The organism is Sphingomonas sanxanigenens DSM 19645 = NX02 (genome assembly GCF_000512205.2).
Classification (GTDB): domain Bacteria; phylum Pseudomonadota; class Alphaproteobacteria; order Sphingomonadales; family Sphingomonadaceae; genus Sphingomonas_D; species Sphingomonas_D sanxanigenens.
Genome location: NZ_CP006644.1, coordinates 705,313 through 726,644, shown reverse-complemented (window position 1 = coordinate 726,644; position 21,332 = coordinate 705,313). Strand labels below are relative to the sequence as shown.

The 21,332-nt window shown below is 64.7% G+C and carries 19 protein-coding genes and 1 pseudogene; 14 read left to right on the top strand and 6 right to left on the bottom strand.

Annotation, left to right across the window (positions count from 1 at the left end; all coding sequences use genetic code 11):
* Nucleotides 1–100: 100 nt before the first annotated feature.
* The 7 genes and pseudogenes from NX02_RS03295 to NX02_RS31255 all read left to right on the top strand — a co-directional run bounded on the left by NX02_RS03295 (nucleotide 101) and on the right by NX02_RS31255 (nucleotide 5,587).
* Complete coding sequence (locus tag NX02_RS03295; RefSeq protein WP_039996383.1) at nucleotides 101–1,750, top strand: FAD-dependent oxidoreductase; 1,650 nt, start codon at nucleotides 101–103, stop codon at nucleotides 1,748–1,750.
* An 8-nt stretch (nucleotides 1,751–1,758) separates the two neighbouring features.
* A pseudogene (locus NX02_RS33505) lies at nucleotides 1,759–1,908 on the top strand (IS630 family transposase); the annotation flags it as partial.
* A 197-nt stretch (nucleotides 1,909–2,105) separates the two neighbouring features.
* The gene (locus NX02_RS03290; RefSeq protein ID WP_025290766.1) at nucleotides 2,106–2,366 is read left to right on the top strand and encodes a hypothetical protein; all 261 of its coding nucleotides are present in this window, start codon (nucleotides 2,106–2,108) and stop codon (nucleotides 2,364–2,366) included.
* A gap of 367 nt (nucleotides 2,367–2,733) precedes the next feature.
* Nucleotides 2,734–3,012 (top strand): hypothetical protein, encoded by a 279-nt coding sequence (locus NX02_RS32110; RefSeq protein WP_158013884.1) that lies wholly within the window; start codon nucleotides 2,734–2,736, stop codon nucleotides 3,010–3,012.
* Nucleotides 3,013–3,986: 974 nt separating this feature from the next.
* Nucleotides 3,987–4,487, top strand: coding sequence for a hypothetical protein (locus NX02_RS32105; protein ID WP_158013883.1), 501 nt, complete (start codon nucleotides 3,987–3,989; stop codon nucleotides 4,485–4,487).
* Between the two features lie 104 nt (nucleotides 4,488–4,591).
* On the top strand, nucleotides 4,592–4,792 hold the full coding sequence (locus tag NX02_RS31260; protein WP_211258279.1) for a hypothetical protein: 201 nt from the start codon (nucleotides 4,592–4,594) through the stop codon (nucleotides 4,790–4,792).
* Nucleotides 4,793–5,386: 594 nt separating this feature from the next.
* Entirely contained in the window at nucleotides 5,387–5,587 is a 201-nt protein-coding gene (locus NX02_RS31255) for a hypothetical protein (RefSeq protein WP_211258278.1), read from the top strand.
* Between the two features lie 55 nt (nucleotides 5,588–5,642).
* Here NX02_RS31255 and NX02_RS03285 read toward each other — a convergent pair whose 3' ends face one another.
* Both NX02_RS03285 and NX02_RS03280 read right to left on the bottom strand, forming a co-directional pair.
* Nucleotides 5,643–6,581: an alpha/beta hydrolase gene (locus tag NX02_RS03285; protein ID WP_025290765.1), complete on the bottom strand. Its 939-nt coding sequence runs from the start codon at nucleotides 6,579–6,581 to the stop codon at nucleotides 5,643–5,645.
* A gap of 7 nt (nucleotides 6,582–6,588) precedes the next feature.
* Complete coding sequence (locus NX02_RS03280) at nucleotides 6,589–7,158, bottom strand: TetR/AcrR family transcriptional regulator (protein WP_025290764.1); 570 nt, start codon at nucleotides 7,156–7,158, stop codon at nucleotides 6,589–6,591.
* A gap of 72 nt (nucleotides 7,159–7,230) precedes the next feature.
* Between NX02_RS03280 and NX02_RS03275 the strand changes: the two genes are divergently transcribed.
* Nucleotides 7,231–8,202 carry an alpha/beta fold hydrolase gene (locus NX02_RS03275; RefSeq protein WP_025290763.1) on the top strand — a complete coding sequence of 324 codons (972 nt, stop codon included), beginning with the start codon at nucleotides 7,231–7,233 and terminating at the stop codon, nucleotides 8,200–8,202.
* Nucleotides 8,199–8,564 (top strand): DUF1330 domain-containing protein, encoded by a 366-nt coding sequence (locus NX02_RS03270; protein ID WP_025290762.1) that lies wholly within the window; start codon nucleotides 8,199–8,201, stop codon nucleotides 8,562–8,564. Before NX02_RS03275 ends, NX02_RS03270 begins: the two co-directional genes overlap by 4 nt.
* 27 nt (nucleotides 8,565–8,591) lie before the next feature.
* Here NX02_RS03270 and NX02_RS03265 read toward each other — a convergent pair whose 3' ends face one another.
* The 3 genes from NX02_RS03265 to NX02_RS03255 form a co-directional block, all read right to left on the bottom strand.
* Nucleotides 8,592–9,275: a L,D-transpeptidase gene (locus NX02_RS03265; protein ID WP_025290761.1), complete on the bottom strand. Its 684-nt coding sequence runs from the start codon at nucleotides 9,273–9,275 to the stop codon at nucleotides 8,592–8,594.
* A 105-nt stretch (nucleotides 9,276–9,380) separates the two neighbouring features.
* A complete protein-coding gene (locus NX02_RS03260) occupies nucleotides 9,381–9,689 on the bottom strand; it encodes a hypothetical protein (RefSeq protein WP_025290760.1) in 309 nt (102 codons plus the stop codon).
* Between the two features lie 176 nt (nucleotides 9,690–9,865).
* Nucleotides 9,866–10,480: a hypothetical protein gene (locus NX02_RS03255; protein ID WP_025290759.1), complete on the bottom strand. Its 615-nt coding sequence runs from the start codon at nucleotides 10,478–10,480 to the stop codon at nucleotides 9,866–9,868.
* A gap of 322 nt (nucleotides 10,481–10,802) precedes the next feature.
* Between NX02_RS03255 and NX02_RS03245 the strand changes: the two genes are divergently transcribed.
* From NX02_RS03245 to NX02_RS03225, 5 genes are all read left to right on the top strand, one after another.
* The gene (locus NX02_RS03245) at nucleotides 10,803–13,595 is read left to right on the top strand and encodes a bifunctional aconitate hydratase 2/2-methylisocitrate dehydratase (protein ID WP_025290757.1); all 2,793 of its coding nucleotides are present in this window, start codon (nucleotides 10,803–10,805) and stop codon (nucleotides 13,593–13,595) included.
* A 122-nt stretch (nucleotides 13,596–13,717) separates the two neighbouring features.
* Nucleotides 13,718–14,365: an FKBP-type peptidyl-prolyl cis-trans isomerase gene (locus tag NX02_RS03240; protein WP_025290756.1), complete on the top strand. Its 648-nt coding sequence runs from the start codon at nucleotides 13,718–13,720 to the stop codon at nucleotides 14,363–14,365.
* 417 nt (nucleotides 14,366–14,782) lie between these two features.
* Nucleotides 14,783–15,862: an AAA family ATPase gene (locus tag NX02_RS03235; protein ID WP_025290755.1), complete on the top strand. Its 1,080-nt coding sequence runs from the start codon at nucleotides 14,783–14,785 to the stop codon at nucleotides 15,860–15,862.
* On the top strand, nucleotides 15,768–18,221 hold the full coding sequence (locus NX02_RS03230; protein WP_211258276.1) for a S8 family peptidase: 2,454 nt from the start codon (nucleotides 15,768–15,770) through the stop codon (nucleotides 18,219–18,221). Before NX02_RS03235 ends, NX02_RS03230 begins: the two co-directional genes overlap by 95 nt.
* Before the next feature lie 300 nt (nucleotides 18,222–18,521).
* Entirely contained in the window at nucleotides 18,522–20,357 is a 1,836-nt protein-coding gene (locus NX02_RS03225; RefSeq protein ID WP_025290753.1) for a DUF885 domain-containing protein, read from the top strand.
* 26 nt (nucleotides 20,358–20,383) lie between these two features.
* Here the strand turns inward: NX02_RS03225 and NX02_RS03220 are convergent, their stop codons facing one another.
* The gene (locus tag NX02_RS03220; protein WP_025290752.1) at nucleotides 20,384–21,235 is read right to left on the bottom strand and encodes an SDR family oxidoreductase; all 852 of its coding nucleotides are present in this window, start codon (nucleotides 21,233–21,235) and stop codon (nucleotides 20,384–20,386) included.
* Nucleotides 21,236–21,332 lie beyond the last annotated feature (97 nt).

The window sequence follows — 21,332 nt, the reverse complement described above, 5'->3', positions numbered from 1 at the left end:
GCGCGGAGCGGGTGCTGCGATACGCGTCTTCGGCTTCGCCCAGCCGCTGCTCGGCACCAACGGACAAGTTTCAACGCGAGACGACCCAGGGAACCTAGTCATGGCCAGAACCCGCACCGCCGCACTGTCGGCAACCCTGTTGACGCTGCTCGCGCCGGTGGCCCCCGCGCAGGCGGAAACGCCGCCGCCGCCCGCGGACATCGTCATCTATGGCTGCACCGCGGGCGGGGTGATCGCCGCGGTCGAGGGGCGCCGGCTCGGCCGCAGCGTCACCCTCGTCTGCCGCGACGATTATCTCGGCGGGATGACCACCAACGGCCTCGGCTGGTCGGACACCGGCAACCACCGCGCGATCGGCGGACTCTCGCTGGAATTCTACCGCCGGGTGAAGCGCCACTATGACGATCCCGCCGCGTGGACGCTCGCCAAGCGCCCCGAACGTGCCGAGAATTTCGTCGATGGCGCGGCGATGTGGCAGTTCGAGCCGCATGTCGCCGAACGCATCCTCGAGGATTGGGTGAAGGCGGCGGGGGCGACCGTCGTCCGCGCCCAGCCGATCGACCGCGGCGCCGGCGGGGTCGAGACCAGCGGCGGCCGCATCATCGCCTTCCGCTCGACCGCGGGCACGCGCTTTGCCGGCAAGGTCTTCATCGACGCCAGCTATGAGGGCGATCTGATGGCGGGCGCGGGCGTCGGCTTCGCGGTGGGGCGCGAGGCCAATGCGACCTATGGCGAGACGCTGAACGGCGTCCAGCTCGCCAACACCACCAACCACCAGTTCGAACGCGACGTTGATCCCTATCGCGTGCCCGGCGATCCGAAGTCCGGCCTGCTGCCGCGGATCAGCGCCGAACGCCCGGCGCCGGACGGCACCGCCGACGACAAGATCCAGGCCTATACCTTCCGCATGTGCCTGACCGACGTCGCCGCCAACCGCGTGCCGCTGCCCAAACCGGCGGGCTACGACGCCGGCCAGTACGCGCTGCTCAAGCGCTATATGGATGCCGGCTATCGCACCTTCTTCAAGAAGTTCGATCGCATCCCCAACGGCAAGACCGACACCAACAATTACGGCGCCTTCTCCTTCGACAATATCGGGATGAACTATCGCTACCCCGAGGGCAGCGACGCCGAGCGCGCGGCGATCGCGGCGGAGCATCGCACCTACCAGCAGGGGCTGCTCTGGTTCATGGCCAACGATCCGGGCGTGCCCGCCGAGACCCGCGCGGAAATGTCGCGCTGGGGGCTGTGCAGGGACGAGTTCGCCGCCAACGGCCATTGGCCGCGCGAGATGTATGTCCGCGAGGCGCGGCGCATGGTTTCCGATTTCGTGATGGCCGAGCCGCATCTGCGCGGCACGAAAGAGACGCCGCGACCGGTGGGCATGGGATCCTACAACATGGATTCGCACAATGTGCAGCGCATCGTCGACGCCCGCGGCTTCGCCCGCAACGAGGGCAATATCGAGGTCGATCCCGGCGGCGCCTATCCGATCAGCTATGACGCGATCGTGCCCAAGAAGCGCGAGGCGACCAACCTGCTCGTCCCCGTCGCCCTCTCCGCCTCGCACATCGCCTATGGATCGATCCGGATGGAGCCGGTGTTCATGATCCTCGGCCAGTCCGCCGCGGCCGCCGCCGACATCGCGATTGCGGACAAGGTGGCGGTGCAGGATGTGGATTATGCCAAGCTGCGCAGCCGGCTGACGGCGGAGGCGCAGATCCTGAGCCTGCCGGGGGAAGCGCGCTGAGGCCAGGCGGCGCTTTCCACGCGCTCATCGAATACCAGGCCGCCATCGGCCGCTTCGTCGCCGGGCACCATGCCGTCGGCACAAAGCCCCTTCGCTGGACCGCCGACCCCGACAAGATCATCGCCGCCGTCAGGCGTGGGCACCAGGCGTTGGTATCCGATCGAGCGATGACGCGTCCGTCTGCTACAGCGGCCAATGGGCGTCGCGTCCGGGCTCGGGATAGCCACCGATCGATCGGATCGAGGCTGCGCAACGCGACCGGGCGGCCGGCCTCACCAGAGACATTTCGTGTTGCCGCAACTTGGCCAGGCCCGGATCGTTGGACGTGCTGGATCGGTGTGAATGGAGGCGACATATGGACACGGCCAATACCGCTCCCGTCGAGCGTGTCGCCCGCGTTCTTGCAGGGTATGAACTCAGCCGCAATGGCGAGGGAGATATGGAATCGGCGGGTGAGGCAGTGAATAAGCTCTGGCCGGACTTTACCGGTGCAGCGCTCGCAGTGCTGAGAACGTTGCGCGAGCCCAGTGGAAGGATGGCAGCCGTCGGCGACCTTGCCATCTGGGAGCGGATGATTCTGGCAGCGATCGAGGACGAAACGATCTCTGAATCCTGACGCAGGAAAATCGCGCGTCCACCGACGCCTGCGGCACCGCCACCGAGAGCGCCGAGAGCGATCGCCGGCGCCAGCAATTGCTCGTCCGTGCTCCGATCAAACGGCTTGGCGGGGCGGTCCGGGCTGAAGGCGAAATGATCGTCTGCCCGGGATTCGATCTCTGGAGGCAGCGAGCCGCTATCCGCCCTTAGCCGGCGCTATCGCCGCTCTCGGGCGCGGCCTGACGGCGCCAGATCGACGGATTCTGGCGCGAAGCGGACATCATGGGCCAAAAATGATTCGGCGGCAGCTCGCGCCCTATTGCGGACGAATTTAGGAGTACGTAGAACACGACGATCACCCACTATCCGTGTGAATTTGCGCTGCGATGAATGAACAAGTCGCGACAAGGCTGAAAGAACAAGCAGCTCATGCCTTGCCTCACATGCTAATTCAAACGCTCTCGCAAGAGATTGGCAGAGTTCCAAACCAGTTTGAATTCATCAGCTACTTCAAGCTTGCCTTTACCTGTACACCGATTCGCACATTGATGGAAGCGAGCACATCGAAGCAGCTTGTAGGGAAGGACGGCTTGAGTGATCAAGAATTCGATCGACTGCTTTCGCCCTACATTGGGGCATCTCTGCGAGCATCGCGGCAGGTTTAGTTAGAAGCGTCCGGGGATGTTTCGGGGACGCGATGTTTCGGGGACGCCGATGTTTCGGGGACGCAATATAAAATAGGTGCGATCGGAGCCTGCCGCGGCTTCTGACCGGAGTTTTAAATTGTGTCCCCGTAATGCCCTGCTGGTGGCCGCTTGGCACGGTCCGGTTTCGGGCCGCCCGGGCGGCCGCGACGACGAGGCTTGCCGCAAAGCGGTCGTAACGCCGGAAAGCTGGACCATAGCTCCTCGGTCTCAATTGCTGACATTGGCCGGTCGCGCTACACAATGTGACAAAGGTGGATATTGCCCCCCGCGCATTTCCTGCCTCAAGGGGCGTCGCATGCTGCTGCTGTTCATCCTTGGCTCGATGCTCGCCGTCCAGGACACGAAGACAGACGCCGATGTCTTTGGCAAATACCTCGCCACAAATCTAACCGCAAGGCCGGCCTGAGATAAGCCGGGTGAGAAATATCTTGTAATTAGTTCAAGCGGATTGGACTGGGGCTACGGTAAAATTCACCCACTCGTTCAGATAAAATTTGGCGAACGTGACCATTATCATTTATGGATAAAAGATCTGCAGACCGGTAGGGCCGTCTTGTACGGCGTGTTTATCGATAGAAATCACGATAATGCCATTGTGATCAGTGATGAAACAGCCGTAATGCAGGCGCGAGTCGACCAACCACGTCTCGCTGACATCGGCATTGCCGGCTACGCGCGCTGCCCTTCTTAGCCAACGCAAAGCTCATTTTCGTTGGGAGCCTCCTTCGGGGGCGAACCGGCTCGGCCGCTTTCGGTGCAGCGTAGCCAAGACCTGCCGCTCACGTCAGGTCATCGGGCTTTGGCCGCTTTCAGGCGCGCTGGCAGGCGTCGATGGCAGCGAGATCTGGCACAAAACAGACGGAAGGCCGGGAAGCGGATCATGGCCGTCCGCGCTCATTTACGGTCGTTCGCACATCGGCTAGGCTGTTCACATGGCAACCGACCAAGACGATATAAAATTTCCCCCGGGACGGCTCGACCTGTACCTAACCGAGATTGGCGAACCGCTCGATAACCAGCTTCGAATCGTCGTTCGGCAGGCTTCGCTTGGCAAAAGCACGATCATCGACGACCCGATCTTTGCGATCGAGAACGTTCGTCAGATTGAGGTGACAAGCCAAAGTCTCACATGGGAGCTTTATTGGAGTAACTATGTTGCATATGCTGTAAGAAACGAGAGCTACTGGATTCGCGAAGAGGGCGAGCCAGATTTTTCCGGACACCTCTCTCGTCGCATTAATTCGGCGTTCATGCGATACGTGACTTCTACGACTTTCGCGACCGATGACTATCCCGGACCATTACAGCATTGGGCCTTATCAACACTGAACCATTGTTTGGATGTGATCAGCGCTGAGCCTCCTGAAATTCGATTGCTTGACCCAGCAGAAGCTGGGCGGGGTCCAACCTCTCCGAATTTCGCGAAGGGATAACGGCAGGTTTCCGTCGACTTTCGAATCGGCACGGGTAACGGTGCACGTGTAACGTTGACGGCGCACAAATTGACAGGCTCCCCGGTTGAGCATAGCCAGGCGGAATGGCACGACTGCGCCGCTTCATCATTCCCGGCATCCCCCACCATGTGACGCAGCGGGGCAACGGCTGGCAGCGGGTCTTTTTCCGCAACGAGGATTATCGCCTGTATCGCGACCCGCTGGCTGAACATTGCGGCGCCGAACGAGATCCAAGGCCTGCCAGGCGCTGGCCAAAGATCACGAAAAGTGCAGCGTCACCGTAATTCCGATCGTCCAATAAATTGGCACGTAGCAAATATGACGCACAAGCGCAAAATTGTTATATCCGAGTCCAATGTATTGACAAATGCGGCTGTCGTAACTTCCGTTTCGGCTTTTGTAGTGGCGACTGTATATTTTGATTTTCACGGTATCGGTCTGAAAAAACCATCTTTTTTGATGCTTTCGGATATTTAGTGTACCCTATGTTCTATGGAGCCATGGCTTACGCTGGCCTTGAATTTGCCTCGAACATAAGACATCGGCGCCAATATATGGTTTATTGCGATGGATATATATCAATCTTGGGGCATCGCAAAATCGCTGTGCGAGACATCCGTCAAATTTCAATAGAGAATATGTTTTGTTCAGACGGCTTCGTATCTACGATTGTGGTTCCGTCAGGATCAACTCGTTTATGTTAAAGAGTGACCTCCATGAGGTTGCTGGCAAAATAGAGCGTCTAATTGCAGAGTGCCGCGCGTAAGTCTCACCTGCAACGGTTGGATAATCTTTCCACCATGCCTCGATGATTGGTCTCGAGGAACGGTGACAATGCACAAATTGACGGGCTCCCCGGTTGAGCAGAGCCAGGCGGAATGGCACAACTGCCCCGCTTCATCATTCCCGGCATCCCCCACCATGTGACGCAGCGGGGCAACGGCCGGCAGCGGGTCTTTTTCCGCGACGAGGATTATCGCCTGTATCGCGACCCGCTGGCTGACCATTGCGGCGCCGAACGAGATCCAAGGCCCGCCAGGCGCTGGCCAAAGATCAAGAAAAGGGCAATGTCACCGTAATTCACGCATTCCCGGCGCTGGAGCCGCGAATGCCGAGCGGGTGAGCGTGTCGGCGTCAGGCGGCGGCGATCTGCGTCTTGAAGAACGGGCAGAGCGCTTCGATCGCCTGATCGACATATTCGCGCTTGTCGTAGAGGTCGTAATGCCCCGCCCCTTCGACCGCGACGAACCCCTGACGGTTGCGCGCCTGCTCATAGAGGCGCTTGCCGTCTGCGTATGAAAAGGTCGTGCCGGGGCGGCCGCCGACCACAACCAGCACCGGCTGGACGAGAAGCTGTTCGGCGAGGTGGAAGCCATCGAAGCCGAGGATGCGGCTCATGCTTTCGAAATGCAGCCGGTTGGTGGAATGCGGGCTGCGGCCGCGCGGGGTGCGGTAGAAGTCGATCGCGTCGAGCATGTCGCGATCGGTGATGCCGGCCGCCGCGGCGTCCTCGGGCGTGTCCGGCAGCCAGTTGTCACGGCGCTGCGCGGCGCCGCGCGCCTCCGCGGTGCGCTGGCGGGCGACCGCCTCCAGCATCTCGTCGACCGCGTCGGGTGATGCCTCGTTCTGGCGGAACGCGCGGCCGATATTGCTCGCCACCACCGTTCCCAGCGCCTTGAAGCGCCGGTCGATCATCGCCGCGCTGACCGCATAGCCGCCGCCCGCGCAGATGCCGAGCAGCCCGATCCGGTCCTCGGCCACGAACGGCAGGGTGACGAGATGGTCGGCGGCGCAGCGTATGTCCTCGATCCGCGTCGCCGGATCCTCGCGGTCGCGCGGCAAGCCGCCGCTCTGCCCCTGATAGGCCGGGTCGAAGACCAGCGCGACGAAGCCGCGCGCGGCCAGCTCGCGGCCATAGACCGCGCCGATCTGCTCCTTCACGCTGCTGCCGGGCGTAGCGATCACCAGCGCCGGATAGCGGCGCTGCACATCGAAGCCGGGCGGCAGGTGCAGCGCGCCGGCGATGTCGATGTCGCCATTCCTGAAAGAGACCGACCGTGGATTATCCGACATTGCGACCCTATCCTTTCTGGCTCGCTGCGATCAGCCCGGCGAGCACGCGGCGGAAGCGATCGATCGCCGCCGGCGTCTGCTCCACCTTGGTGCGCAGCAGCGTGCCGTGCCACGCCGCCAGCAGAACGGCGCCAAGATCGCTATCGTTCCCTGGAAAAACCTTGGCGACCGTCGCCTCAAACCGTGCCGATTGGCGTTCCAGCGCCGCCTGCAGCGCCGCGCGCATCGCCTCGCCGTGCGACGCGCTCTCGGCGGAGAGATCGGCGACCAGGCAGCCGCGCTGCCATTCCAGCGCTGCGGCATTCGCGGCGATCCGATCGAAATATCCCGTCAGCCGGTCGGCCGGCGCCAGCGCCTCATTCTCCAGCGTCTCGCGCATGATGCCCTCGATGCGCGCGGCGTAGCGATCGAGCAGCAGCACGCCGAACGCCTCCTTGGAGCGGAAGTGATTGGTGAAGGAGCCCTGCGGCACCCCCGCCGCCGCCGTGATCTCCCGCACCCCGGTCGCGCCGAAGCCGCGCGCATGCGCCAGCGCCACCCCGGTTTCGAGCAAAGCCTCCCGCTGATCGTCCGCCACGCAGTTTCTCCAATACACTCGTATTGCCAAGCCAATACATCTGTATTAGCAGGGTCGCCGAGGAGAAGCGAGATGCGCCATCACCACATCGACGCTGCCGGCATCCGGCTGCACGTCGTCGAACAGGGCAGCGGCCCCGCCATCCTGTTCTGCCACGGCTTTCCGGCGATCTGGTCGAGCTGGCGTTCGCAGATGCAGGCGGTGGCCGATGCCGGCTGGCGGGCGATCGCGCTCGACATGCGCGGCTATGGCGAGAGCGACGCGCCCGAGGAGGCCGAGGCCTATATGGCGGTGCACTGCGTGGGCGATCTCGTCGCCGTGCTCGACGCGCTGGGCATCGCGACCGCGGTTGTCGCCGGGCACGATTTCGGCGCGAACGTCGCCTGGAACGCGGCCATGCTGCGGCCGGACCGCTTCACCGCGGTGTTCGCGATCAGCGTGCCCTTCATCCAGCCCGGCGGCCCGACCTTCCTCGACGAACTGCGCGCCGCGGGTATGGACGATTTCTACATGTTCGCGCAGATCCGGCCCGAAGCCGACGCCGCCTGGGTGGATGCCGCCACCACTATCCCTGGCAATTATTACTGGACGTCGGGCCAGGCGCCCGCGGCGCTGCGCTGGGATCCGTTCGATCCGGCACGGGGGCTGCTGCGCCCCGCGCCCGAACCGCTGTCCGCGATCGACCCCGTCTATATCGCGGAAGCGGTGGCGCGCTTCGCCGAAACCGGCTTCCACGGCGGGCTCAACTATTACCGCGCGATCGACCCGTTCTACGCGCTTGCCGGGCGCGCCTATGCCGGCGCGGTCATCCGGCAGCCATCCTTCTTCCTGACGGGCGGGCGCGACGGGCTGAACGCGGTGCGCCAGCCCAGCGAAGCGGCACTGCGCCCGGCGCTGCCCGGGCTGCGCGGCTTTCTCACCATCGAACAGGCCGGACACTGGCCGCAGCTCGAAGCGGCGGCGCAGGTGAATGCGGTGCTGACGGGGTTCCTGGCGGGCCTCGCGTCCCAACCCGCCGGCCACAACCAAGAGGAACGACCATGATCACGCTGATCGAAAGCGAATTGCAGCGCTTTGCCGCCGTCGAGGACGACAGGCCCATCGTCATGCTCAACCTGCTGCGCTTCCGCCCCGATGGCGGGCGCGCGCGCTATGACGACTATATCGCCGCGGTCGGCCCGCTGCTGGGGCGCTATGGCGCGGAGCTGGTCTATGTCGGCGAGGGCCTGCCCGCGCTGTCGGCGGAGGAGGGCCAGGCGTGGGACATGGTCGCGCTCGTGCGCTACCCGAGCCGCAAGGCGTTCACGGACATGGTCGCCGATCCCGACTATGACGAGAAGGCCGGCCACCTGCGCGAGGCGGCGCTGGTCGAAGCCGTGCTCCAGCCGACATACGCCGCCGCCTGATCGGGCGCGGCGGGCCGGCGGCGCGGATCAGCCCGTGCTGCCGGCCCTCAGCGCCTCGACGCGGAGGCGCGGGAACACCTCCTCCACCGTCTTGGTGTCGGGCAGCACGTAGACATAGCCGCCCTTCTTCTGGAACAGCGGCCGCAGCGTCTTGCCGTAGAAGGCGATCGGCACGTTGATGCAGCCGAAGGTGATGCGATTGTCGTCGGACGTCGCCGAGAGCATCCGCTGGCGGCGGCGCTCCTTCTTCGGCGCGGTCTTGGGGATCGGGTGGATCGCCACCGAGGTCGCATAATCGACCCACAGCACGCGTTCCCTGCCCACCGCCAGCCCGAACTTGGCGAGATAGCGCCCCGCCGGCGTCGTCTTTTCGGCCGGGCCGATCTCCGAGAGGTTCTTGGCGCCGATGCCCGGAGTGGCGTCGTCGCCGGCGGCGATGCCGATCAGCACCGGCGCTTCGGCCAGCATCTTGCCCTTGGCATCGAACAGCCGCAGCGACGCGGTCGGCTTGTCGATGACGAGATAGGGCAGCGACGCATTGTCACCCGAGGAGGCGATCCAGTCCGCGACGCGTTGCGCGCCGATCGACGGGCCAGGCTTCTCCTCGACGACGGCGCTCTCCGCGGCCTGCTGCGTCGCTTCAGGGGGAACCGCCACGGCCGCGGTGGGAAGGACCAGTGCCAGCGCCGCCAGCGCCGGAAAGCTGTTGATCATCGATGTCCAAGCGCTCGAAAGGAAACGGCCGCCACGGGAAGCGACGACCGTCTCGGGGGACTCATCATGCGGGGCCGGCAGGCAGGGGCCGACCCGAAACCATTAGTTGCGGGGGCGCTTGCGCGCGTTTTCCTGTGCGGCGATGCGCTGTTCGGCGCCATCGACGCGGGCGCCGAGCTGGTCGATGCGCTGGCCGTTGGCCTGCGCGGTCTGCGAGGCGGCCTGCGCCTCCGCCAGCGCCGTCTTCGCGGTGCCGTCGGTCTCCTGAAGCCTTGCTTCGAGCGTGTCCACGCGCTGGCTGACCGGCGCGATCTGCTCCCTCACGAAGGATTTGGTTGCACAGCCGCTGAGGCCGACCGCGCCGGCCAGAAGCACAACCGCGGGAGCCAGTTTCATCAGAGAGTGCGACATATATTATTCCGTATCGTTAATCCAACGGTACAATCCAAGCGGACCGCCAAAGTTCCGCCAATCGGATTCTGACCGGCCGTGCATCCGTTCCGATCAGCGGAAAACCGCCATTTTTTCGGCGTGAGCGCGGCACCACTCGCCGCAAACCGCGCGAATCTCCGGCCATGCCACCCACATCATTTCTTCGGCTTGCGGCCCTGATCGGCTGCGAACGGGTCCGCCGGGATGCCGTCCGCGCGGTCCTTGCCGGTCTCGATGCCCAGCCCGTTGGCCTTGTGGATCCACACGCAGCGCCGCAATTCCTTGACCGCCGCGGCGCTGCCGTCGAGGGCGAGCTTTTCCACCGGCACCTTGCCGCGCGACACGTCGAGCGCGCCCGAGGCGGCAAAATGGGCGAGGAACTTCGCATCGAAGCTGGTGACGAAGCCTTTCTTGCCCGCCGCTTCCATCCCCACCGCGAAATGATCCGCATAGCGCGCCCTGGCGAGGCGGAAATCGAGCTTCACCTGGTCCTTCGGCTTGATCGACCAGTTGGCGTTGAGCAGCGTGACATGGTTGCCGCCATCGACCTCGAGCCCGACGAGCAAGGTCGTGCGCCCCGCGCGCTCATAGGTGCGGGTGAGGAAGCAGCCCTGCCCGTCCTTGCTCGCCGCCACCGTCCAGTTGCCGACCTCCTTCGCGGAATAGGTCTGCGCGACCGCGGGGGCGCTCGCCGCGAACCCGAGCGCGAGGATGGCGGCACCGAGCCGCGCGGTGGTGAAAAAGGGCGATATTCTGGCTGCAGCGTTCATCCGAAAGTCTCGATCCAATGTACCGGCGCGCCGGCCAGACTCGCGAACGCGACCGGATGTTCCGGGCGGGGCGCGAGCGGGCGGCCGGCGCGAGCCTAACGGCGATGGACGGCGTTGGCCATGATCGCGATGCGGGGCAGCGCCGGTGCGATGCGGCGCGGCCCCCGGCGCACCCCCGAAACGCCTGTTTTGCGGGCGTGCGCCGCCTTGCCAGTCAGGCGCGGTTGGCGTACGCGCGAGCCGTCAGCCGCAGGCCGGGCCGAACACGGCCGGCCGGTGGTGCTGCGCCCGGCTTCATGCACTTCATGGCAGTGGATTTATAATGAGCATCTACCTGGATTATCTCGCCGAAATCGAAAGCAGGAAAATCCAGGGGCTCGCGCCCAAGCCGATCGACGACGGCCGACTCATCGAGGCGATCGTCGCCCTCATCGAGGATGCCGGCAGCGCGCATCGCGCCGATGCGCTCCATTTCTTCGTCTACAACACCCTGCCCGGTACCACGAGCGCCGCGGCGGCCAAGGCGGCCTTCCTCAAGCAGATCATCCTCGGCGAGGCGATCGTGCCGGAGATCAGCCCCGCCTTCGCGCTGGACCTGCTCTCGCACATGAAGGGCGGCCCCTCGGTCAAGGTGCTGCTCGACATCGCGCTGGGCGACGACGCCGCCATCGCCGCGCAGGCGGGCGCGGTGCTGAAGACCCAGGTGTTCCTCTACGACGCCGACATGTTCCGCCTGCGCGGCGCCTATGCGGCGGGCAACCCGGTCGCCAGGGATGTGCTGGAAAGCTATGCGAAGGCGGAGTTCTTCACCAAGCTTCCCGACGTCGAGGACGAGATCCAGGTCGTCACCTTCGTCGCCGGCGAGGGCGATATCTCGACCGACCTGCTCTCCCCCGGCAACCAGGCGCATTCGCGATCGGACCGTGAGCTGCACGGCCAGTGCATGATGTCGCCCGAGGCGCAGCGGGCGATCGTCGCGCTCAAGACGCAGCACCCCGACAAGCGGGTGATGATGGTCGCCGAAAAGGGCACGATGGGCGTCGGCTCCTCGCGCATGTCGGGCGTGAACAATGTCGCGCTGTGGACCGGCAAGCGCTCCAGCCCCTATGTGCCCTTCGTCAACTATGCGCCCGTGGTCGCGGGCACCAACGGCATCTCGCCGATCTTCGCGACCACCGTCGACGTGACCGGCGGCATCGGCATCAACCTGAAGAACTGGACCAGGAAGCTCGACGCGGACGGCAAGCCGATCCTCAACAATGACGGCAACCCGGTGCTGGAAGAGCAGTTCTCGGTCGAGACCGGCACCGTGCTGAAGATCGACGTGAAGGGCAAGAAGCTCCGCGACGAAGCCGGCAAGGAACTGGTCGACATCGCCGCCGCTTTCACGCCGCAGAAGATGGAGTTCATGAAGGCGGGCAGTTCCTATGCCATCGTCTTCGGCAAGAAGCTCCAGACCTTCGCCGCCGAGACGCTGGGCGTCGAGCCGACCCCGGTCTATGCGCCGAACAAGGAAATCAGCGTCGAGGGCCAGGGCCTGACCGCGGTCGAGAAGATCTTCAACCGCAACGCTGTGGGCGTGACGCCGGGCAAGGTGCTGCACGCCGGATCGGACGTGCGCGTGAAGGTGAACATCGTCGGCTCGCAGGACACGACCGGGCTGATGACCGCGCAGGAACTGGAAGCGATGGCGGCGACCGTCATCTCGCCGCTGGTCGACGGCGCCTATCAGTCCGGCTGCCACACCGCCTCGGTGTGGGACAAGAAGGCGCAGGCGAACATCCCCAAGCTGATGGCCTTCATGAACAATTTCGGGCTGATCACCGCGCGCGACCCGAAGGGCGTCTATCATGCGATGACCGACGTCATCCACAAGGTGCTCAACGACATCACCGTGGACGACTGGGCGATCATCATCGGCGGCGACAGCCACACCCGCATGTCCAAGGGCGTCGCGTTCGGCGCGGATTCGGGCACCGTCGCGCTGGCGCTGGCCACCGGCGAGGCGACCATGCCGATCCCGCAGTCGGTCAAGGTGACCTTCAAGGGCACGATGCAGCCGCACATGGACTTCCGCGACGTCGTCCACGCGACCCAGGCGCAGATGCTCCAGCAGTGCGGCGGCGACAATGTGTTCCAGGGCCGGATCATCGAGGTGCATCTCGGCACCTTGCTCGCCGACCAGGCCTTTACCTTCACCGACTGGACGGCCGAGATGAAGGCCAAGGCCTCGATCTGCATCTCGCAGGACGAGACCCTGATCGAGTCGCTGGAGATCGCCAAGTCGCGCATCCGGATCATGATCGACAAGGGCATGGAGAACGCCGCGGGCACGCTGCAGGGGCTGATCGCCAAGGCCGACGCGCGCATCGCCGAGATCCGCTCGGGCGAGAAGCCCGCGCTCGCCCCCGATGCCAACGCGAAATATTTCGCCGAGGTGGTGGTGGACCTCGACGTGATCGACGAGCCGATGATCGCCGATCCGGACGTGAACAACCCGGACGTCTCCAAGCGCTACACGCATGACACGATCCGCCCGGTTTCCTATTACGGCGGCACCAAGAAGGTCGATCTGGGCTTCGTCGGATCTTGCATGGTGCACAAGGGCGACATGAAGATCGTCGCGCAGATGCTGAAGAACATCGAGAGGACCGAGGGCAAGGTCGAGTTCAAGGCGCCCCTGGTGGTCGCCGCGCCGACCTACAACATCATCGACGAGCTCAAGGCCGAGGGCGACTGGGATATCCTCCAGAAATATTCGGGCTTCGAGTTCGACGACGTGAAGCCCAAGACCGCCACCCGCACCGAATATGAGAATATCCTCTATCTGGAGCGGCCGGGCTGCAACCTGTGCATGGGCAACCAGGAGAAGGCGGAGAAGGGCGACACCGTGCTCGCCACCTCCACCCGCCTGTTCCAGGGCCGCGTCGTCGAGGATTCTGCCGAGAAGAAGGGTGAATCGCTGCTCGCCTCGACCCCGGTCGTGGTGCTGTCGGCGATCCTCGGCCGCACCCCGAGCGCCGCGGAATATAAGGCCGCCGTCGACGGCATCGAGCTGACCAAGTTCGCGCCGCCGGCGGTGGGCGCGGTGGGGGGCCGGTCGGTTCAGTTCTGAGAGACTGACGGATAGCGCGCGTTTCGCGTGGGATGTGATGTGAGGATTGCCGGGGGTGGCGTGGGTGCTTTGCCTGCGCTGCTTCCGGCGATTTCGTTTGGGGCCGGCCCATCGCCTTCCGCTTGCCCGAACGCGTCGATCCTGCCTATGGCCCGATCATGAACGCCTTCCGTCGCTTGACGCCCCGCCTGATCTCCCGGATCTCCCTGCCATTGCTGGTAATGCCATTGCTGGTCATGCCGCTGCTCGCCGGCGTGCCGGCCGTTCGCGCAGCGGCGCCCGCCACCGCTTCGCCGAAGCCGGCGGAACCGAATGCCGGGATCATCCCGCTACCGTTGATGCCGATCGTGCCCGCGTCGCAGCGCGCATGCACCGCCAAAACGCCGTCCGGGCTCGGCTACACGATGCTGCGTGCGGGGACGGGCGCGCAGCCGGCGGGGGAGGACATGGTCCTCGTGAACTATGTCGGATATCTCGCCGCGACCGGGGCGGTGTTCGACCAGAACATGCAGACGCCGATGCCGGTCGGCGGGGTGATCCCGGGCTTCTCGGAAGGATTGAAGTTGCTGAGCCGAACCGCGATCGTGCGGCTCTGCATTCCGGCGGCGATGGCCTATGGCGCGCAGGCATCGGAAACGATCCCGGCCAATTCCGACCTCGTCTTCCAGGTCGAGCTGATCGATTTCAAGACCGCGGCTGAAATCGAGGAAATGCGCAAGGCGCAAGCGGCCCAACCGCCGGGCCAGGATGAGGCAGCGCCTCAGCCGTAAGCGCCGGTCGAAGCGACGCCGGCATGGAGACCGAGCCACGTCGCCATTCGGCCGATGTCCCGGCTGAACGCTTCCCGGCCCTCCGACGGCGCACCCGACCCTCGATGTCGGGTTCCCGGCAGCCGGTCGATGGACCCGAACGGCCGGCTGCGGTGCACCGCGGATGCGACTTGACCCAATTTCCGGCTGCTCCCGACCAAAATCCGCTATCCGCCGGGCAGGCTTTGAACGGCAGCTCTTGTCAGAATCTACCATTCGCTCAGCACGAAGCCGTCTGACAGCGACGCACCCCAATCTGATTCTAGACCTTCCGAAGTGCCATATGTTAGGCGTCGGAGGCTGACGCCGAGCCGAGCTTCCGATATGGAGGCCCAAAAGGGGATGTATCTGCGGTGATCCCGCGATACATGTTGGGGCATGGCATCGGCGCAACAGCTTATTGGTCTCGTCAAGAGCCACGCGGAAGGTGACGCCGATCGATTCTTCGATCTCGCGATGCAGCTTTCTGCGGCCGAGGATCAGAAGGGGCATACGCGCCTCGCCGAGCAGCTGCGGCAATGGGCGCATGCCGGGCAGCGTCCGTCGCAGGCAGGGCCTAAGCTGACGCCGATCGCTGCCCCGCGCGGCGATCTGGCCCAGTTTCTGGCAGCATCCTATCCCGCGACGCGGCTCGGTGACTTAATCTTGCCCGAGCTAATCGAGGATGAACTCCGGCACATCGTCGTCGAGCAGAAGCTGCGGGATAAGCTGGAGGAGAAGGGCCTCAAGCCGCGTCGCCGTATCTTGCTGTCAGGCCCTCCCGGCACGGGCAAAACTCTCAGCGCGCACGGCCTGGCGGGCGAACTGCAATTCCCCTTGTTCACGGTCATGCTGCACGGGCTGATCACCAAATTCATGGGAGAGACCGCGCAAAAGCTCAAGCTCGTTTTCGATGCCGTAAAGTCAACCCGCGGCGTCTATCTGTTCGACGAAATCGACGCACTGGCCGCGACGCGTGGCGACGGCAACGATGTGGGAGAAGCCCGTCGCGTCCTGAACTCATTCCTGCAATTTCTCGACGAGGATACCGGTCCGTCCGTGGTGATCGCCACGACCAATCTCGCCGAGATCCTCGATCGCGCGGTGCTACGCCGGTTCGATCTCGTGCTTTCCTACGAGCTACCGGACACTGCCTCGATCCGCCATGCCCTTGAGCGGCGCCTGATCGGTTTCTCTACGGCGCATTTGTCGTGGAAGAGGGTCACCGACTGCGCAAACGGTCTTTCCACCGCCGACGTTATCGCGGCCGCCGAAGACGCCGCGCGGCGTGCGGTCCTTGGCGATCGTGAACGTATAACCACCGTAGACTTGCTGGAGTCGCTGGAGCGCCGCCGCTCGCTGCAAGGATTAGGACGAGGCGGCAATGGCACGCGATCTACCGCACTTTCTTCTGCAGGGTCTGGGAACGCCGCAGCCGTTCCGGTCAAAGGGAGGCGGCGGGGGAAAGCCTCCGAGTGACGTTCTGGATCGCGCCGGGCATGCCCAGGCCCTGCTCCACGCGATCGACACGCTACCCGCAATATCTACGGAAATGCCGGGCCTCTATCTTGAGGTCGGAAGCCGGCCGGGGGAAAAGCTGAAGAAGGACAGTTTGGGCTCAAGCGGCGTCGAGCTGTTGCGCGTCGCGTCAGAAGTGGCCGACGGCGTCACAACTGAGACCGCGACGGTATTCGCAACCGCCAAAGGCGTCGAAAATCTCCGTAAGAAGGTCGAGCAGTTCGGCGCCGAGAACATGCCGGACAAGGAAAAGGACGGCGTGACGGTGCCTGGACGGCCCAAGAACGCTGATCTGGTGCAGAGCCTGGGGGCAATCGTCGAAGCCGGATTGCGAGCGCTCTGGCGGAGCCCGCCTGACAAGTTTCCCACCGATGCGGGTTCCGTGCATTGGGAAATCTGGCTCGAGCCGGATCAGGCCGAGGCTTTCGTAACCAGGGCGGCAGACTATGGCATCGCGATAGGTGCCGATCGCCTGCATTTTCCCGAGGACACGGTCGTTACGGGCGAGGCCAGCCGCGACCAGCTCGCGCTCGCCGTGCGACGATTGGGCGCGGTTCGCGCGCTAGCGGCGCCGACGGTCACCGCGGACTTTTTCGATGAGCTCGACATTGTCGAACAAGCCGCTTGGGTCAGCGACCTCGCGCAGCGTGCGAATTGGCCGGATGGCGCGGATGTCGGTTATTTGACCTTGATGGATACTGGCATCAGCCGGGCACATCCGCTGATCCAGCCTGTGCTGGCTGCCGAGGACCGGCATGCCGCCAATCCGGGCTGGGGCGTGGAAGATCTAAAGGGACATGGTACCGCGCTCGCCGGTCTCGCTTTGCTCGGAGACTTGACGCCCCGGCTTCAAGATATGCTTCCGTTCACAGTCGGTTATCGACTGGAGTCAGTGAAGCTGATCCCTGACGCTGGCTTCAATCCGCATCATTTGTTGGGTGCTGTTACCCGCAATGGTGTCGATGCTGTCGAAGTGACCGAGAGAAGGCGAACCTTCGCTCTGGCAACGACGACTAGCGACGACACGCCGCATGACGGCGCGCCGACCTCATGGTCGAGCGAGATCGATCAACTCGCGGCGGGTGTATCGGGCATCGGCGATGCGCCACGTCTGATCCTCAACTCGGCCGGCAATACCGACGCGAACAGCTTCGGGGCTGGTCATTATCTCGAGACCTGCGATCACGCGGACAGTGAACTAGAGTCGCCCGCGCAGGCCTGGAACGCGATCTGTGTAGGTGCATTCACCGAGAAGACCATGATGCCTCCCGGTGAGGCGATAGCCGCGCTGGCACCATTCGGTGATCTCTCGCCGGCCTCGCGAACTGCGTCCTGGTCGTCGCAGTGGCCGCTCAAGCCCGACATCGTTATGGAAGGCGGCAACTGGACCTCGGCCACACCTCCGATGACCCATGGCGCTCTCTCACTGCTGACGACCAGTCACCAATATCCGATCCGCTCCTTCACCCTCTGCCACGATACCAGCGCGGCGACCGCTTTGGCGGCGGGACAGGTCACGCAATTGTGGTCGGAATATCCCCAGCTCTGGCCCGAGACGATCCGTGCGCTATATGTCGCCTCGGCGCGCTGGACCGATCAGATGAAGTCGCATCTGCCCGCTAACGCGGTCAAGGGAGCGTATGCGCCGCTGTTCCGGCGTTACGGCTATGGCGTGCCAGATATGGCGCGTGCGCGACGCAGCGCGTCCAACGCGTTGACCCTGGTAATCCAGGACGAGATCATTCCCTATGGACTTTCCGACGCTACCGGCGGCGATATCCACAAGGAAATGCGGCTTTTCGAGCTCCCCTGGCCAGTCGAGGAACTACGCAAACTCGGCAATGCGCAAATCACTCTTCGCGTTGCGCTGAGTTCGTTCGTCGAGCCCAACCCATCGGAAGCGTCCCGTGGCTCTCGCTACCGCTATGCGTCACACAATCTTCGCTTCAAGCTAAATCGGGCGAGCGAGAAGGCCGAGCAATTTCTCGCGCGCATAAGCAAACTGGCCGATCCCGTGGAAGGTCCAATGAGCGAGGAAGACGACAGCTGGGATTTCGGCAGCGTCCGGCGAGACGTAGGCTCGCTGCACATCGATCAACTGACCAGCAAGGCATCGGATCTCGCGCGCCGCAATCTGATCGCTGTCCATCCGGTCGCCGGCTGGTGGAAAAACAAGGCCCTGCTCAAAGGCGAGCCGCCCAAGGCTCGCTTCGCATTGATTGTCGAGATCGATGCCGAGAACATCGAAGCCGAGCTGTACGCCGAGGTCCAGACCAGCATCGCAGCAATGGCGCAGGCGCAGATCCAAATTGCAACGTAGCGGTGCGATCGTGCCTAGCAGATGTCGGTGGTTCTCCTCGCGACGGTATGCGCACGCCCAACTTCATAAGTGTACATCGCGCGACGCAGCGAAAGGCAGCGTCCCCGAAGCCCCGTGACAATGATGCTCGCATTGCGCCGAGCCTAACGTCGGCTTTCACTGCTAGCTGCCGATACAAACGTCACTCGGAACCGGCAGGATTGTCCCAATGAGCGACGCGGCCCCACCCAACTTTACCCTTGGCCCCGATCCCTCCCCCACGGTACCCCCGCCCCCATGAAGCATAAGGAAAGGGCTCCCGTGTCCCTGTCACGACGCGATTTCTCATTGGCGCTGGCGTCCAGCATGGTCCTGGCGCCTGCGGCACGCGCCGCCGGCAACACAGCGGCGCCTGCAGCCGCCGGCACCACCGACGCCGCACTCACCGCCTTTCTCGATGCCGCGTTCGAGGCGCAGCTGGCGCTTGATCCGGAGGAGCTCACCGGGCTCGGGCGCAAGGAGCAGCAGGATCGGTTCACCGATCCCAGCGATGCCGCCGCGGCGGCGCGGCTGGCGTGGCGGCGGGGGAATGTCGCGGCGATGAGGGCGCGGTTCGATCGCGCCGCGCTCGGCGAGGATGCGCTGGTGTCCTACGACATGTGGGTGCTGGAGCTGGAACGCGCCGAGGACGCGCTGAAGTGGCGCGGGCATGAGTATATCTTCGATCGCAACGGGCCGCACACCGGGCTGCCCAACTTCCTGATCAACAAGCATCGCGTCGATACGCCCGCGGATATGGAGGCCTATGTCGCGCGCGTCGCCGCGCTCGGCCCCACGCTCGATGCCTATCTCGTCCGCGCCAAGGCGTCGGCGGCGAGGGGCATCCGCATGCCGGGCTTCGCCTATGACCAGTCGATCGACATGATCGGCCGGCTCGTCAGCGGCGCGCCGTTCGACGGCGGGGCGGACAATGCGCTCTATGCCGATGCGAAGAAGAAGGCGGCGGGGCTGGTTGCCGCGGGCAGGATCGACGCGGCGGCGGCGGATGCGCTTACCGCGCGCGTCGCCGGGGCGATGACCGGATCGATGAAGCCCGCCTATGACCGGCTGAGCGCCTGGCTGGCCGCGGATCGCGCGCAGGCCAGCGCGCAGCCGCAGGGCGCGGGGGCGCTGCCCGATGGCGCGGCCTATTATCGCGCGGCGCTGCGCCGGCAGACCACCACCGACATGACCGCTGACGAGATCCACGCGCTCGGCCTTGCCGAAGTCGCGCGCATCCGCGCCGAAATGGAGGCGCTGAAGGCGCGGATCGGCTTCGCCGGCACGCTGGAGGACTTTTTCGTCTTGCTGCGCGGCGACGACCGTTTCTACGTGCCCAACGACGATGCCGGCCGCGCCGCCTATCTGAAGCTGGCAGATACCTATCTCGCCGGCATGCGCGCGCGCCTGCCCGAGCAGTTCGGGCGGCTGCCCAGGGCCGGCCTGATCGTCAAGCGCGTCGAGGCGTTTCGCGAGGAGCCGGGCGGTGCCGCGCATTATGCGCACGCCGCGCCGGACGGCTCGCGCCCCGGCATCTTCTACGTCCATCTGGCGGACACCCGCGCGACGCCGACCTACGAGATCGAGGGTACCGTCTATCATGAGGGCCTGCCCGGCCATCACATGCAGATCGCGCTGGCGCAGGAAATGGTCGGCACCCCCGAGTTCCGGAAGAACTATTCCTACGGCGCCTATGCCGAGGGATGGGCGCTCTATGTCGAGCGGCTCGCGAAGGAGATGGGGTTCTACACCGATCCCTACAGCGATTTCGGCCGGCTGGGGCGGGAGATCTGGCGCGCGATCCGGCTGGTGGTCGATACCGGCATCCACGCCAAGGGGTGGAGCGAGGACGAGGCGCTGGCCTATTATGCGGCCAATTCGCCGCAGCCGATCGGCAAGATCCGCTCAGAGATCCGCCGCTATTTCGTGATGCCGGGGCAGGCCACCTCCTACAAGGTGGGCATGCAGCGCATCCTGGCGCTACGCGACAAGGCCAAGGCGGCGCTGGGCAGCCGCTATGACCAGCGCAGGTTCCACGAATGCGTGCTCGGCCGCGGATCGGTGCCGCTGCCGGTGCTGGAGGCGCAGGTCGACCGCTGGATCGCCGCCCCCGCCTGAGCGGGAGCGGCATCCGGACCGGCGCGTCAGCCGTTCACGATCGTGCCGCCATTGGGGTGGAGCACCTGCCCCGACATATAGCTGGAATCCTCGCAGGCGAGGAACAGGAACGCCGGCGCGACCTCGTTGGGCTGGCCGGGGCGGCCCATCGGCGTGCTTTCGCCGAACGTCTCCAGCTTCTCGGGGGTCGCGCCGCCGCACGGGTTGAGCGGCGTCCAGATCGGGCCCGGCGCCACCGCGTTGACGCGGATCCCCTCCCCCACCAGATTTTCGGACAGGGAACGGGTGAAGGCGGTGATGGCGCCCTTGGTCGAACTGTAATCGAGCAGTTCCTTGCTGCCCTGGTACATCGTCACGCTCGTGCAGTTCACGATCGCAGCCCCCGTCTTCAGGTGCGGCCGCGCCGCCTGGACGAGGAAGAACATGCCGAAGATGTTGGTCTGGAAGGTGCGGCGCAGCTGCTCCTCGGTGATGTCCCGGATGTCCTTGTCGGGATGCTGTTCGCCGGCATTGTTGACGAGGATGTCGATGCGGCCGAACGCCTCGATCGTCTTCGCGACGACCGTTTCGGAAAAGCGTTTCTCGCCGATGTCGCCGCGGATGGTGATCGCCTTGCGCCCCTCGCTTTCGACGATGCGCTTCGTCTCCGCCGCATCATCGTCTTCGAGCAGATAGACGATCGCGATGTCCGCGCCTTCGCGGGCATAGAGTGCGGCGACCGCGCGGCCGATGCCGCTGTCCGCGCCGGTGACGATCGCCACCTTGCCCGCGAGCCTGCCCGATCCCGGGTAGCGCGGCTGCCATTCGGGCTTGGGCTCCAGCCGGCTCTCGTGGCCGGGCAGCGCGTCTTCGTGGATCATCTCGTCGGTGTCGGCCATGGGGCATCTCCTTTGCGTACAAGAACCCTTCGGCCCGCCGGGAGTTCTCCCGGCCGTGAACGGCTGATCGCATTCCCGCGGCAGCCCATGGCCGGGG